Genomic DNA, 12,977 nt, shown 5'->3' with positions numbered 1-12,977 from the left:
CCGGCGGGGCCGATGGTCCCGCCGCTCAGCGATCGGGGAGCCAGACCTCGAGCGTGCCGTTGGACGGCGAGGGCTCGTAGCCGCGGAAATCCTGGATCGCCCAGCCGCGGCCGAGGCGGCCGGCGAGCCGCGCCGCCGCCGGCGCATCCTCGGCATGGAAGTAGCGCACCACCCGCTGCGACGGCACGGCGGAGGCGGCGCGCGCCTCCTGCGCATCGAAACCGCCCTCGCGGAGCGAGCCGAGCAGGGTATTCGCCGCCTCGGCGCCGTTCCCCGAACCGGCACGGTAGTGCAGGACCACCCGCGGCTGGCCGCTCGCCGCCTCCTGCCGAGGGGGCGCTTCGATCCGTGGCGGCGGCGCGGGTCGGGCCGGCGGGGGGGAAGCCGGGCTGGGAAGGGGCTGGGCAACGCTGGGCGGCGGCGGTGACGCAGCCTCCCGGCGCGGGGCGCTGGCGGCGGCTTCCCGCTGCGCGGCCAAGTCGCGCTGCGCCGCGGCGATGTCGCGTTGCAGCGCGGCGAGCTGGGCCTCGGCGGCCGTCCGGGCGCGGGCCAGCGCATCGAGCCGCGCCTGCTGCTCCGCCTCGGCGGCGGCGCGGGCCCCGGTCACGCGGTCGAGCCGCGCCTGCTCCGCATCGGCGGCCTGCCGCAGCCGCGTCGCCTCCGCCTCAAGGGCGGCGAGATCCGGCCGGTCGGGAGAGGGGGGCGGCGCCATCCGGTCGGCCGGTGCGCTCATCGGCACCGCCTCCGGCGCGGGCCGGAGGGCGAGGCCGATGACCATGCCGCCGAGCAGGCCTGCCAGGCTCAGCACCAGCACCAGGAGGACGGCACGCAAGGTCCAGCGGCGCGGCGGGCGCAGCAGGGGCGGGGCGGGGGAACGACGTGTTGGCACGCAAGGTCAGCCGGCGGGCCGGGTCGAGCCCGGCCGCCGTGTCAGGTTATGGTCAGTGGGCGTCGCCGGCGTCGCTCTCGCTGGCGAGGCTGGCCTGGGCGGCCTGGCTCTGGGCGGCGAGGGCACGCGCCATCTGGCTCAGCGCTTCCTGATGCTTCTCGTTGTCGATCATGGCGAAGTTGCGGGCGAGCTCGAGGCACATGCGCTGCCGCGGCGAGACCTCGTTCTGCTCGCTCTCGGCCGAGAGACCCTCGAAGAACCAGGAGACGCCGACGCCGAGCACCTGCGCAATCTCAAAAAGACGACCGGCGGAGATGCGATTGAGCCCGCGCTCATATTTGTGCGCCTGCTGGTAGGTGACGCCGATCATGCGGGCGAGCTGCTGCTGCGACAGGCCCATCATCACCCGGCGCTCGCGGATGCGGGAACCGACATGGCGATCCGCGGCATTGGCCCGCTGCCCCGGCTTCGCACCATCACCACGCCGTGGTTCGGTCTGGGTTGTTGTCTGCACCATCGGCGTGCCCTTTGCCGTTGAGAATCTCACCCAACGGAATGCCGCTGCATTGCGGGCGTTCCACCACGAGGCGTGACGAACGCGTGATGGAAGCGGGAGCCGCGAAACTCACGTCCCAGGCGAGGAACCACGGCCGGTTCGTACCGCCTCCGCAAGTTGTTGCCGCAGAGAGTCAATCTCGGCCTTGAGCTGCTCGACCGTCGGATTCTGGTCCGTCGGGCGGAAGGGCGCGAAGAGGCTCATCGCCCGTTCCAGCATCGCCATGTTCTGCTTCCCGACCTCCTCGAATCCAGGCAGGGCGCCGAACGGATTGAAGCCACCCATCGCCTGCTCGACCGAGCGGCGCATCTGCTCCTGCTGCCGGGCGAAGCCGGCCATGGCGAATTCCAGGTAGCGCGGCAGCACGCCCTGCAGGCTGTCGCCGTAGAAGCCGATGAGCTGACGCAGGAAACTCTCGGGGAGCAGGTTGCGGCCCTTGGCCTCCTCCTCGACGATAATTTGAGTGAGAACCGAGCGGGTGATGTCCTCGCCCGATTTTGCGTCAAAGACGATAAAGTCGCGTCCTTTTCTCACCATATTGGCAAGATCCTCCAGCGTGACGTAGCTGGAGGATTCCGTATTGTAGAGGCGACGGTTGGCGTATTTTTTAACCACTACCGGTTGCGCCGGGGGCTCGGTCGCGGGCTCGGCGCGGGCAGTGTTTTCGGACATGGCGTCTGCGTTCCTTCCTGGCCGCGCTGCGGCGAACGGCGCTGCGATACGGATTTCCACACAGGATAGCACGCAGTTTCCGCGCTTGCGTTAGAGGGATTCCGCAATGCACCACGGCGCTGCCGGGACAGGTCCCGGCCCCGGTGTCCCCACGGATGATGCCCGGGAGGATGGCCAGGGCGAGCCCCGGCGCGGCCGGGCGGGGGCCGGAGCGGATACGGGGATGGGCCGGAAGGACGAGGCATGCGAGCCGGAACTGGACCGTCTGGCGGAGGCCTGGATCACCCTCTGGCAAAACGAGCTCGCCGCCCTCGCGGCCGATGCCGAGGTGGCCGCCGCTTGGCGGCAGTCCTTCGGCCTCGCCACCGCCTGGCTTGGCGCGGCGCAGGACCGGGCCGGTGGCCGTGCGGGGCATGAGCGGGCCGCCGCTGCGCCGCGGCCCAAGGCCGCTGGTGCTGCATCTGGCGCTGGCGCTGGCGACGCGCTGGGCGGCGCGGATGCCGCCGCCCTGCTTCGCCGGATCGATGCCCTGGAGCGGCGCCTGGCCGCGCTCGAAGGTGGGCCGGCAGGAGGTGAGGCGGATCGCCGCCGCCCTCGCCGCAAGCGGCCGCCCGCCTGAGGCCTTCGCCGCCGCGGTCGAGCGCGCGCTGCTCGACCGCGACGCGGCGCTGCTCGCCGGCATACGCGCCTATCGCCAGCATCCCTACCGGCGCGACCTGCCGGCACCGCCGGCCGTCTGGGCGGAGGGTGGCTCCCGCCTGCTGGATTACGGCGGCGACGGCCGCCTCGGCACCGTGCTGGTGGTGCCCTCCCTCGTCAACCGCGCCCAGGTGCTCGACCTGCTGCCCGGCGGCTCCATGCTGCGCCACCTGGCCGGGGCGGGGCTGCGGACGCTGCTGCTCGACTGGGGCGAGCCCGGGCCGCTGGAGCGCGGCTTTACCCTCACCGACTATATCGCCGGCCGGCTCGAGCGCGGCTTGGCCGCGGCTGTCGGGCTCGCCGGCCAGCCGCTCCTGCTGGCCGGTTACTGCATGGGCGGGTTGCTGGGCCTCGCCCAGGCTCAGCGTCGGCCGGAGGGGTTGCGCGGCCTCGCCCTGCTGGCGACGCCCTGGGATTTCTGGGCCGAGGACCCGGTCCGGGCGCGTGGCCTCGGCGCGCTGCTGCCGGTGCTCGAGCCGCTGCTGCAGGCCGCCGGCGCGCTGCCGGTCGATGCGCTGCAGGCGCTCTTCGCGGCGCAGGACCCGGCCGGCATCGCCGGGAAGTACCGGCTCTTCGGCCGGCTCGATCCGGCCGGGGAGCGGGCCCGGCGCTTCGTCGCGCTGGAGGACTGGCTGAACGATGGCGTGGCGCTGGCGGCGCCGGTGGCGCGCGAGGCGCTCGGCGGATGGTATGGCGGCAACAGCCCGGCGCGCGGCGACTGGCGCGTCGCGGGAGAGCCGGTCGCGCCGGAGCGGATCGCCCTGCCGGCCTTCCTGGCGATCCCGTCCCGCGACCGCATCGTCCCGCCCGCCTCCGCCCTGGCGCTGGCGGCGCGGATGCCGTCGGCCCTTGTGCATCGGGCGGCGGCCGGCCATGTCGGCATGGTCGCCGGGGAGGCGGCGGAGACCCAGCTCTGGCGGCCCTTGCTGGCCTGGGTTGAGGCCTTGCCCGGCCGGCCGGGAGGGCAGCCCCGGAGGAGGCCAGGGCGCCGGGCGTGAGGGCGCTGGGCGTGAGGGCGTTGGGCATGAGAGCCTCGGGCTTGTGAGCCCTCCGGGCCCGGCGCAATACTGCGGCGCAATAGTTCAGGGTGGGAGAATTCCAGTCATGACCGAGATCGTCATCGCCTCGGCCGCCCGTACCCCGGTCGGCAGCTTCAACGGTGCCTTCGCCACCCTGCCGGCCCATACGCTCGGCAAGGTCGCCATCGAGGCGGCGCTGTCGCGCGCCGGCGTGAAGCCGGAGGAGGTGGACGAGGTGATCATGGGCCAGATCCTGACGGCGGGCGCCGGCCAGAATCCCGCCCGCCAGGCCTCCGTCGCCGCCGGCATCCCGGTCGAGCGCACCGCCTTCGGCATCAACCAGCTCTGCGGCTCCGGCCTACGCGCCGTGGCGCTGGCGGCGCAGCAGATCGCAACCGGCGATGCCGCCATCGTCGTCGCCGGCGGCCAGGAGAGCATGACCCAGGCGCCGCATGCGGCGAACCTGCGCGCCGGCCAGAAGATGGGCGACCTCGCCATGGTCGACACCATGATCAAGGACGGGCTCTGGGACGCCTTCCACGGCTACCACATGGGCACGACCGCCGAGAACGTCGCCGAGAAGTACCAGATCACCCGCGAGCAGCAGGACGAGTTCGCCGCCGCCAGCCAGCGCAAGGCGGGCGAGGCGATGAAGACTGGCCGCTTCAAGGACGAGATCGCGCCGGTCACGGTGAAGACTCGCAAGGGCGATATCGTCGTCGAGAACGACGAGTATCCGAAGCCGGAGACCACGCTCGAGGTGCTGCAGAAGCTGCGCCCCGCCTTCAACAAGGCCGGCACCGTCACCGCCGGCAACGCCTCCGGCATCAATGACGGCGCCGCGGTCGCGGTGGTGATGTCGGCCGAGGAGGCGAGGAAGCGCGGCGTCACGCCGCTGGCGCGCATCGTCTCCTGGGCGACGGCCGGCGTCGATCCCTCGATCATGGGGACCGGCCCGATCCCGGCCTCGCGCAAGGCGCTGCAGAAGGCCGGCTGGTCGATCGACACGCTCGACCTGATCGAGGCGAACGAGGCCTTCGCGGCGCAGGCCTGCGCGGTGAACAAGGATCTCGGCTGGGACCCGTCCAAGGTCAACGTCAATGGCGGCGCCATCGCGCTCGGCCATCCGATCGGCGCCTCGGGCGCGCGGGTGCTGAACACCCTGCTGTTCGAGATGCAGCGCCGCAACGCCAAGCGCGGCCTTGCCACGCTCTGCATCGGCGGCGGCATGGGGGTCGCCATGTGCGTGGAGCGCGTCTGAGGCGAATGGTCGCGAGGCGCGCCTGATACGGGCACGCGCCTCCCATCCCCCATCCCGCCGCGGGCCTGGCCCGGGGCGGGGTCCGATCAGCGGGCCGCCATGGAGGTCGGGTTCGGCCGCGGCGGCAGGGCGGTGGAGCGGCCGGGCGCCACGCCCTCGCGTGGAGCGGCGGGCCCGAGCGACGATCCGGTCCGGGCCGGCTCCTGCGCCGCCGTCGCCGGCGCCTGGACGGGCGGGACGGTCCGTGGCGGGGGGGCCGATTGCCAGGTGGCGACGGCCGCCCCGATGGCGAGCATGAGCGTCCAGCCGATCAGCAGAGGCGCTGCATAGCTCGGCTGCGGCTCCCGTGCCGCCGGGACTTCGGGGGGCGGTTCCTCGGCCGGCTCCTGCGCCGCCACCGGCTCGGCTTCGGTTGCGGCGGCCGGCCCGCCCTCGATCACCTGCGCGACCGCTTCCACCCAGGCCTCGCCGGCCGGCAAGGTGAGCGGCGGCTCCCAGGACAGGGCGTAGTCGAGAATATCGGGCAGGCGGCCGATATGCTCGCGCGGCAGCATCCGATGCACGATGGGCAACTGGCCGGGGAAGCGCTGGGCGAAATCCGTCGCCGCGAGCGCGGCGCGGAGATGCTCGGCCGCGCCGATCGAGGCGCGCGGCGCGATGTCGAGCAGCACCAGGCCGAGGGCCGCATTGGCGAGGACCACCGGCCGCTGCCCCGCCTCCCAGATCGGCCGGGCGCCGGGCCCGCCGGGTCGCGCCAGGATCTGCCAGCCGGGACCGAGCCCCTCGACCGCGCTGGCGAGCAGCTCGGCATCCGGCGCGCCGGGCGCGGCCATGGCGGCCTGGGCGGTGGGCGTGGTCGACATGCGGCGAAGCACCTCGGGCAGGGCGGACAGGAGGGGCAGGTAGGAAGGCGGGACGGGGGAGGGAAGCCCGTCCGGTTCCGGGAAAGCTAACGCAGGACGCGGCGGATGGCGAAGGCCGTCACGCTACCGCACGTTGTTTTCACATGAAGATCATACGCCGAATGGTCGGACGCGCCCGCTCCGATCCCGCAATGATCCGGCGCGGACGTGCGAGGCCGTGCCGCCATTCGCCCCAGAGGCCCGCCGATCCGTCGGGATCGCCGATCCCGACGGCAGGCATCACTCCGGCGTGGCGCCGGGGCCCGGGCGCGGCGCCTGCTGGGCCAGCACGGCCCGCAGCAGCACGAGCTGCTGCAGCATCGCCTCGCCGAAGACGTAGAGGCCCGGCCCGTCGCCGCGGAAGGGATGGATGGCGCCGGATTGCAGCACCCGCCGCCAGGCATCGGGATCGGCGGCGATGCCGGCGACGCGCAGCACCGGCTTGTCCGGCGGCCCGTCCTGCCAGACCTGGAAGCGGCCGAGCGAATCCTGGCGGCCGGCCGCCGCGGCGCGCAGGGCGCCGAGCGCCGCCGGGTCGCGCTCCATGCGGGTGACGCTGTCGTAGATGGCGATGATGCGGGGGTCCGCCTCCACCACCGCCGCCTGCATGGCGGCGATGAGGTCGCTGCCCTGCACCGCGGTCCGGCCATGGTCGAGCGCTGCCTGGCCGGCGCGGAGCGCGAGGAGCTGGCCCATATAGGGCACGCCGCGGGCCAGCTCGGCGATGCAGGCGCGCGCGGTCGGGGAATAGTCGAGCCCGGCCCGCTCGGCGCCGCGCTCCACCAGCTCCTCCACCTCCTCATGGCTCAGCAGCGGCAGCGGCACGCGGGTGACGCAGCGCTGGATCGAGGGATGCCGGCCCAGCAGCTCCTCGGCGCTCTCCGAGACGCCGATGATGACGAAGGAGAGCGGCACGCCGCGGTCGGAAAGCTGCTTCAGCGTATCGGCGAAGGCGGTGCGGGTCTCCTGGTCCACCACCCGGTCGAACTCATCCACCACGAGCAGCAGGCGCAGCTCGATCAGGGCGTTGGAGGCGACCATGACGTCGCCCGGCAGCACCGGCCGGTCCGGCAGCAGGCCGAGGGCGCCGGGCGGGTCCTCAGGCCCGGCCGGGCCGAGGGTGCTCAGCCAGCGCGGGATGTCGCGGAACAGGCCGCGCATGATGCTGTCGAAGTCGCTGTTGGCGGCGCAGACATGTCGGGCGACGACGAAGCCCATGGCCAGGGCCTGGGCCATGACCATGTTGGCGAGCGAGGTCTTGCCGCGGCCGCGCTCGCCGAAGATGACGACATGCGAACGGTCCTCGGCGACAGCGCGCATGATGCGCTCGCGCTCCGCCTCGCGGCCGATGAAGCCGATGCTGCTGCTCTGGTCGCCATCCTTGCGCTTGCGCCGCCCGACCAGCGGCCGGGTCGGGGTGAAGCTCTCGGCCAGCCGGCGCCGTGCCGCGTCCAGGCTCGGCCGCGTCAGGGAGCCCTCCTCGCCGGGCTCCGTCCCCGGCATCGGCGGGATGGTGATCTCCGGTTCCTCGGCGGTGCGGAAATCGGGCGCCGGGGCCTCCCCGCGCGGGCGGAACAGGTCGGCTAGCGCGCGAACCGGCACGGTGCCCCCCCAAAGCCTGCCCTTGCGATGCCTGCTCTCACGATATCGGACCCCGCCACGGCCATGGCCACGATCCTGCGGGTATTGGGCCGGGAACCGCCTTCTGCGCCAGGCCGGGATGGTGCGAGCAGAGTGCGCCTCCACGCGTGATCGATGCCGAGGCCAAGCCTTAGCATGTCCGCCGCCGGCCGGGGACGGAGGCATCGGACCGTTCATGAACTGTTGTTGGCCGGGATGGCCGCCGGCGCCTCGCGGCATCCGGCGGCCCGCCTCGGGGTCAGCAGAAATGCGCGCCGCGGGTCTCCACCGGCAGCAGGTAGATCGACTGGCTCGCCGTCATCAGCAGCTGGTTCCGCCGCACGCCGCCGAAGCAGAGATTGGCGCAGATCTCCGGCAGCTTGATGAGGCCGATTCGGGCGCCGTCCGGGGCGAAGACATGCACGCCGTCATAGCCGTCGCCCACCCAGCCGGCGCCGACCCAGAGATTGTCCGATTCGTCGCAGCGCACGCCGTCGCCGAAGCCGGACTTGCCCTGGTACTCCATGCTGCAGAAGGTCCGCGGGTTGCTCAGGCGTGGCCCGTCGACATCGAAGGCCCAGACGATGTTCTTCGCCTCCGGATAGTGGCTGCTGCCGCTATCGGCGACATAGAGGCGGCGGTAGTCCGGCGAGAAGCAAAGCCCGTTGGGCTTGAAGGGCTGGTCCGCCACCTTCGCCACCTGGCCGGTCTGCGCGTCGATCCGGTAGATCGCCTCCTTGATCAGCGGCCGCGGGCTGTTCGCCGCCTCCGGAAGGCGCTGGCCCTCGTAGTTCATCAGCGCGCCGTAGCCGGGATCGGTGAACCAGATGGCGCCGTCCTCGGGATGCACCACGGCGTCGTTCGGCGCGTTCAGCGGACCGTCCGGGGCCCGCGCGCAGAGCACCGTCAGGCGGCCATCCGGCTCGTAGCGCACCACGTCGCGGTGGAAGTGCCGGCAGGCGATCTGCCGCCCCTCGCGGTCGAAGGTGTTGCCGTTGGAGAAGCCGGAGGGGCTGCGGAACCGGCGATGGACCGAATGATCCTCCTCGTTCATGCGCAGGCATTCGTCATTCGGGATGTCCGACCACACCCAGAAGCGCCCCGTCGCATGCCAGGCCGGCCCCTCCGCCCAGCCGAGGCCGGTATAGAGCCGCTTGATGGTGCTGTTGCCGAGCGGCGCGGTGAAGCGCGTCTTGTCGAGGGTGATGATATCCGCGTCCGGATACCGCGCCGGCGCGGCGCCGCGGCCGAAATCGCGCTGCGCCTGGGCCGGGATCGCCGCGCCGGCCGCCATGGCGGCGGCGAGCCCGCCGAGCACGGCGCGGCGGCCGGGCGCCCCGTTCGGGACGCCATCGGGTCTGTCCTGCATCCTGTATTCCTCCCCATGGCCGGCGGCCTCGGCGGCGCCGGCCATAGGGAGGGTGGCACGGCCTGGGCCGGTCGAGGCAAGCGCCAAGCGCGGGGTCGGGGCGCCACGGCGCGCCGGCCGGGCCGGATTGCGCCGCCGGCTGTGTCCAGCCGGGCGGGATCTGCTCTAGGCTGCCCGGCACGGCGGCGCGCCTCCGGCCGGGAACGGGGGACTGCCGTGCGTCGAGACGGGATGGACAGCGCCGCATCATGGGCATGCCGGTCCGCTTCCATCCCGGCAGAGGGAGGACAGCATGATCACCGTCAGCGTGATGTACCCGAACGAGGCCGGGACGAAATTCGACGAGACCTACTACCTGCAGAAGCACATGCCGCTGGTGCGCGAGCGTTGGTCGGGATTGGGCCTCAAGGACAGCCGCGTGATGCGCGGCACGCCCGGGCCGGAGGGCGCGGCGCCCTATCGCGTCATCACGCTGCTCAGCTTCGGCTCCGTCGCCGAGTTCCAGAAGGCGGCCGAGGCGCATGGGCCGGAGCTCTTCGGCGACATCCCGAATTTCACCGACTGCAAGCCGGTGGTGCAGGTCAACGAGGTGATCGGCTGAAGGCGCCTCCACGGAGCCGCGTCGCGGCTCCGTGGAGGCCCGGCGCCGTGTATCAGGCGAGCGTCGTCAGGTCCTGGAACCAGTGCTGCGCCTGGGTGTAGCCGCGCACCGCCTTGCCGAGCGCGTGCGGGTTGGTGTCGTGCACCACGAAGACCAGCAGCGCCTGGTCCACCACCCGCTCATGCACCCGCGCCATCAGCCGGTCGACCTCGGTGGGATCGAAGGTGTTGACGGCGGTGTCGATCAGCCGGTCGGTCTCCGGGTCGCTGTAATGCGACCAGTTCACCCCGGTCGGCGCCACCTGCTTCGAGTGGAAGAAGCGGACCAGCGCATAGAGCGGGTCGCTGGTGACATAGGCGACGTTGTTCGCGGTGATGCCGCCCTGGCGGGCGATCTCCCCCGCCGCGCCCTGCCGCCAGCAGGTGTAGAGCACCTCCAGCTCCACCGGCTGGAATTCCACCTCGATCCCCACCTCGCGCCAGGCGGACTGGATGTACTCGTTCATCGGCATGGAGAGCATCTGGCCGCTGCCGCCGGTGGCGACGATGAATTTCGTGCGCAGCGGCGAGCCGCGCGAGATGCCGGCCTCGGCCAGCAACTTGCGCGCCGCGTCGATATCGGTGCGGACCTGGAATTCCGGCCGGCCGAACCAGGGCGAGGCGGGATCGACCACGCCGACCGCCGGCTTGGCCAGCCCGTTCATCAGCGCCACCACCTCGTCCCGGTCGATCGCCAGGTTGGCGGCGCGGCGCAGCCGCAGGTCGCGCCAGGGCGAGCCTTCCAGCAGCGAGAGATGGTAGTTCCAGACATGCGGCGTGACGTTCCCGGTGATCCGCATGCCGGATTGCTGCAGCCGCGGCACCAGGTCCGGCGCCGGCGTCTCGATCAGGTCGAGCTGGCCGGTGAGCAGCGCGTTGGTGCGCGTCACCGCCTCCGGCGCGACGACGAGGATCAGCCGGTCGAGCTTAGGCAGCCGCGCCGGGTTCCAGTAGGCGGGGTTGCGCACCAGCTCCGCCCGCTCCCGCGGCACCAGCCGCGCCAGGCGGAAGGGGCCGGTGCCGGAGGGCTCCTGCGCGAAGCGCTCCCAGCTGCGGCCAAGCTTTTCATAATGCGCCGGCGAGGAGATCAGGAACCACAGCATCTGGTAGGGGAAGATACTGTCGACGGTTTTGGTGGTGACCTCGATCGTCATCGCGTCGAGCTTGCGCCAGGCGGCGACCGAGGGTAGGCGCGGCCGCACCTGGGCCGCCTGCCGGTTGTCGAAATGCGGCGCCTGCGGGTTCAGCACCTTCTCGAAATTCCAGATCACCGCATCGGCGTCGAAGGCCGAGCCGTCATGGAAGGTGACGCCCTCGCGCAGCCGGAAGATCCAGCGCCGGCGATCGGCGGGGTCGGCCTCCCAGGCGGTGGCGAGGCCGGGGACGAGCCGGCCCGGCCGGTCGGCGACATCCATCTCCCAGGCGACCAGCGGGTCGTAGAGCGTGTGGCCGGTGAACTGGTAGGCGCCGGCGCCGCGATCCGGCTGGCCGGTGGTCTGCGGGATGTCAGCCATGGAGATGCCATAGCGCAGCACCCGCTCGCCCTGCTTCGCCTGTTGCGCGGCGGCGGGGCGGACTGCCCAAGGCCCAGGCAACCCAGGGGGCAGGCCTGGCAGGCCAGGGGGCATGGCGGCGAGGCCGGTGGCGCCCAGCAGGGCACGGCGGGAGAGGGACATGCGGCATTTCCCGGCAGCAGGATCGGGACCGCAGACGCAAGCGCCGTGCCGCCCTCTCCGTGCCGCCCGTCCGCGGACGGCGCGGCGCCGCTCAGGCCCTGAGAGCTGCCACGCGCGGCTCCCGCGGCGCCGTGGTGCGGCTTCGCGGGGACAAATACGCGCCCTCGGCCATCGCCACCCGCCGCTTCTTCGCCTGCACCGCCCCGGTCGGCACCAGCGCCGCGAAATCCTTCACCGCCTCCATCAGCGTGACCCCGGCGAAGCGGGGGAAGAGTGGTCCGCCGAGCCGCTCCCAGGCGCCGGCGCCGCGCAGCAGCAACCGGCTCTGGAAGGGCGGGACGAAGAGCGCGCCCTGCCGCTGCTCCACCTGGAACATCTGCCGGCGCAGCAATCCCTCGAGCTGGCCCGGCGAATAGGGCTGGCCATGCCCGAAGGGCGTGCGCTCGAGATGCGCCCAGAGGCCGAGGCGGTTCGGCACCACGACGATCAGCCGTCCGTCATCCTTCAGCACCCGCCAGGCCTCGCGCAGCATGCGCCGGCCGTTCTCGGCGGTCTCCAACCCGTGGACGAGCAGGATGCGGTCGAACATCAGGTCGGGGAAGGGCAGCGCATCCTCCTCCACCGCCGTGGTGCAGCTTCGGGCGCTGCGCGGCCAGCGCCAGCGGGGCAGCGGCACGGGGGTGGCGGCGATGCAGCGCGCCGCCTCGGCTCGCCAGAGCCGCAGGAAGGGACTCGCATAGCCGAGGCCGAGAACCGCCTGCCCGGGGAGGCTGGGCCAGAGCTGCCGCAGCGCATCGCGCAGCAGCCTTGCGGTCACCAGCCCCGCCGGGGTGGCGTAGAAATTCCCCAGGCCGTGGACCTCGTGGCTCATGGCCTCGATATAGGGCAGTCGAGGCCCCGTTGGAGCGGGGCGCATGGAGGAGCCCGCATGACGCTCTCTGTCACCGCCATCCCGTGTCTTTCCGACAACTATATCTGGCTGCTGCAGGATCAGGCGAGCGGCGCCGTCGCGGTCTGCGATCCCGGCGAGGCGGCTCCGGCCATTGCCGCTGTGGAACGGCTTGGCAAGCCGCTCGACCTGATCCTGCTGACGCATCACCACGGCGACCATGTGGCGGGCACGGCCGAGCTGCAGGCGCGCTGCGGCGGCCGGGTGGTCGGTGCCGCGGCCGATGCGCACCGGCTGCCGAAGCTCGATCAGGCCGTGCGGCCGGGGGACACGGTGGCGCTCGGGGAGAGCCGGGCAGCGGTGATCGACACGCCGGGCCACACTGTCGGCCATATCGCCTTCCATTTCGACGCCGATGACGTGCTGCTCTGCGGCGACACGCTCTTCTCCCTCGGCTGCGGCCGGCTGCTCGAGGGCAGCGCGGCGCAGATGTTCGACAGCCTCCGCAAGCTGGCCGCACTGCCGGCGCCGACGCTGGTCTGTTGCGGTCACGAATACACCGAGAGCAACGCCCGCTTCGCCCTCACGATCGAGCCGGAGAATGCCGCGCTGCAGGCCCGCGCGCAGGAGGTCAAGAAGCAGCGGGCCGAGGGCCGGCCGACCGTGCCGACCACCATCGGGCAGGAGCGGGAGACGAATCCCTTCCTGCGGGCGCCGGACGTGGCGCGCCTCGCCGCCATCCGCAGCGCGAAGGACAACTTCCGCTGAGGCCGGGCGCGGCGCCCC

12 protein-coding genes are annotated in these 12,977 nt (G+C 72.5%); 4 read left to right on the top strand and 8 right to left on the bottom strand.

Going from position 1 to position 12,977, the window contains the following annotated elements; translation table 11 throughout:
* Positions 1-25: 25 nt before the first annotated feature.
* The 3 genes from HJG45_RS05690 to phaR all read right to left on the bottom strand — a co-directional run bounded on the left by HJG45_RS05690 (position 26) and on the right by phaR (position 2,117).
* Positions 26-889 (bottom strand): hypothetical protein, encoded by an 864-nt coding sequence (locus tag HJG45_RS05690; protein WP_171611108.1) that lies wholly within the window; start codon positions 887-889, stop codon positions 26-28.
* Between the two features lie 52 nt (positions 890-941).
* Complete coding sequence (locus HJG45_RS05685) at positions 942-1,406, bottom strand: helix-turn-helix domain-containing protein (RefSeq protein WP_171611106.1); 465 nt, start codon at positions 1,404-1,406, stop codon at positions 942-944.
* A 108-nt stretch (positions 1,407-1,514) separates the two neighbouring features.
* The gene (gene phaR, locus HJG45_RS05680) at positions 1,515-2,117 is read right to left on the bottom strand and encodes a polyhydroxyalkanoate synthesis repressor PhaR (RefSeq protein ID WP_171611105.1); all 603 of its coding nucleotides are present in this window, start codon (positions 2,115-2,117) and stop codon (positions 1,515-1,517) included.
* Positions 2,118-2,530: 413 nt separating this feature from the next.
* Between phaR and HJG45_RS05675 the strand changes: the two genes are divergently transcribed.
* Together HJG45_RS05675 and HJG45_RS05670 are read left to right on the top strand one after the other, a co-directional pair.
* Positions 2,531-3,814 carry an alpha/beta hydrolase gene (locus HJG45_RS05675; protein ID WP_171611104.1) on the top strand — a complete coding sequence of 428 codons (1,284 nt, stop codon included), beginning with the start codon at positions 2,531-2,533 and terminating at the stop codon, positions 3,812-3,814.
* A 106-nt stretch (positions 3,815-3,920) separates the two neighbouring features.
* A complete protein-coding gene (locus HJG45_RS05670; RefSeq protein ID WP_171611103.1) occupies positions 3,921-5,096 on the top strand; it encodes an acetyl-CoA C-acetyltransferase in 1,176 nt (391 codons plus the stop codon).
* Positions 5,097-5,182: 86 nt separating this feature from the next.
* Here the strand turns inward: HJG45_RS05670 and HJG45_RS05665 are convergent, their stop codons facing one another.
* From HJG45_RS05665 to HJG45_RS05655, 3 genes are all read right to left on the bottom strand, one after another.
* Positions 5,183-5,959, bottom strand: a complete 777-nt coding sequence (locus HJG45_RS05665; RefSeq protein ID WP_171611102.1) for a hypothetical protein — start codon at positions 5,957-5,959, stop codon at positions 5,183-5,185.
* Positions 5,960-6,238: 279 nt separating this feature from the next.
* Positions 6,239-7,600, bottom strand: a complete 1,362-nt coding sequence (locus tag HJG45_RS05660) for an ATP-binding protein (protein ID WP_171611101.1) — start codon at positions 7,598-7,600, stop codon at positions 6,239-6,241.
* Positions 7,601-7,877: 277 nt separating this feature from the next.
* On the bottom strand, positions 7,878-8,987 hold the full coding sequence (locus HJG45_RS05655) for an SMP-30/gluconolactonase/LRE family protein (protein ID WP_171611100.1): 1,110 nt from the start codon (positions 8,985-8,987) through the stop codon (positions 7,878-7,880).
* A gap of 292 nt (positions 8,988-9,279) precedes the next feature.
* On the opposite strand from HJG45_RS05655, the gene HJG45_RS05650 reads away from it, so the two are divergent.
* Positions 9,280-9,588, top strand: coding sequence for an EthD family reductase (locus tag HJG45_RS05650; RefSeq protein WP_171611099.1), 309 nt, complete (start codon positions 9,280-9,282; stop codon positions 9,586-9,588).
* Between the two features lie 52 nt (positions 9,589-9,640).
* On the opposite strand, the gene HJG45_RS05645 is transcribed toward HJG45_RS05650, so the two are convergent.
* Both HJG45_RS05645 and HJG45_RS05640 read right to left on the bottom strand, forming a co-directional pair.
* Positions 9,641-11,302 (bottom strand): ABC transporter substrate-binding protein, encoded by a 1,662-nt coding sequence (locus HJG45_RS05645; RefSeq protein WP_171611098.1) that lies wholly within the window; start codon positions 11,300-11,302, stop codon positions 9,641-9,643.
* Between the two features lie 91 nt (positions 11,303-11,393).
* A complete protein-coding gene (locus tag HJG45_RS05640) occupies positions 11,394-12,173 on the bottom strand; it encodes a methyltransferase domain-containing protein (protein ID WP_171611097.1) in 780 nt (259 codons plus the stop codon).
* A 57-nt stretch (positions 12,174-12,230) separates the two neighbouring features.
* Here HJG45_RS05640 and gloB point away from each other — a divergent pair, with 57 nt between their 5' ends.
* Positions 12,231-12,959 carry a hydroxyacylglutathione hydrolase gene (gloB, locus tag HJG45_RS05635; RefSeq protein ID WP_171611096.1) on the top strand — a complete coding sequence of 243 codons (729 nt, stop codon included), beginning with the start codon at positions 12,231-12,233 and terminating at the stop codon, positions 12,957-12,959.
* The last annotated feature ends 18 nt before the right edge of the window (positions 12,960-12,977 follow it).

It is taken from the genome of Roseicella sp. DB1501, assembly GCF_013112485.1.
Taxonomy (GTDB): domain Bacteria; phylum Pseudomonadota; class Alphaproteobacteria; order Acetobacterales; family Acetobacteraceae; genus Paracraurococcus.
The sequence above is the reverse complement of the archived record's forward strand: the minus strand, read 5'-3'. Positions and strand labels throughout refer to the sequence as shown.

Excerpts from the sequence above, each read along its gene's own strand:
- HJG45_RS05685 (WP_171611106.1), bottom strand. The coding sequence starts at position 1,406 with ATGGTGCAGACAACAACCCAGACCGAACCACGGCGTGGTGATGGTGCG.
- phaR (WP_171611105.1), bottom strand. The coding sequence starts at position 2,117 with ATGTCCGAAAACACTGCCCGCGCCGAGCCCGCGACCGAGCCCCCGGCG.
- HJG45_RS05675 (WP_171611104.1), top strand. The coding sequence starts at position 2,531 with ATGAGCGGGCCGCCGCTGCGCCGCGGCCCAAGGCCGCTGGTGCTGCAT.
- HJG45_RS05670 (WP_171611103.1), top strand. The coding sequence starts at position 3,921 with ATGACCGAGATCGTCATCGCCTCGGCCGCCCGTACCCCGGTCGGCAGC.
- HJG45_RS05665 (WP_171611102.1), bottom strand. The coding sequence starts at position 5,959 with ATGTCGACCACGCCCACCGCCCAGGCCGCCATGGCCGCGCCCGGCGCG.
- HJG45_RS05655 (WP_171611100.1), bottom strand. The coding sequence starts at position 8,987 with ATGCAGGACAGACCCGATGGCGTCCCGAACGGGGCGCCCGGCCGCCGC.
- HJG45_RS05650 (WP_171611099.1), top strand. The coding sequence starts at position 9,280 with ATGATCACCGTCAGCGTGATGTACCCGAACGAGGCCGGGACGAAATTC.
- HJG45_RS05645 (WP_171611098.1), bottom strand. The coding sequence starts at position 11,302 with ATGTCCCTCTCCCGCCGTGCCCTGCTGGGCGCCACCGGCCTCGCCGCC.
- HJG45_RS05640 (WP_171611097.1), bottom strand. The coding sequence starts at position 12,173 with ATGAGCCACGAGGTCCACGGCCTGGGGAATTTCTACGCCACCCCGGCG.
- gloB (WP_171611096.1), top strand. The coding sequence starts at position 12,231 with ATGACGCTCTCTGTCACCGCCATCCCGTGTCTTTCCGACAACTATATC.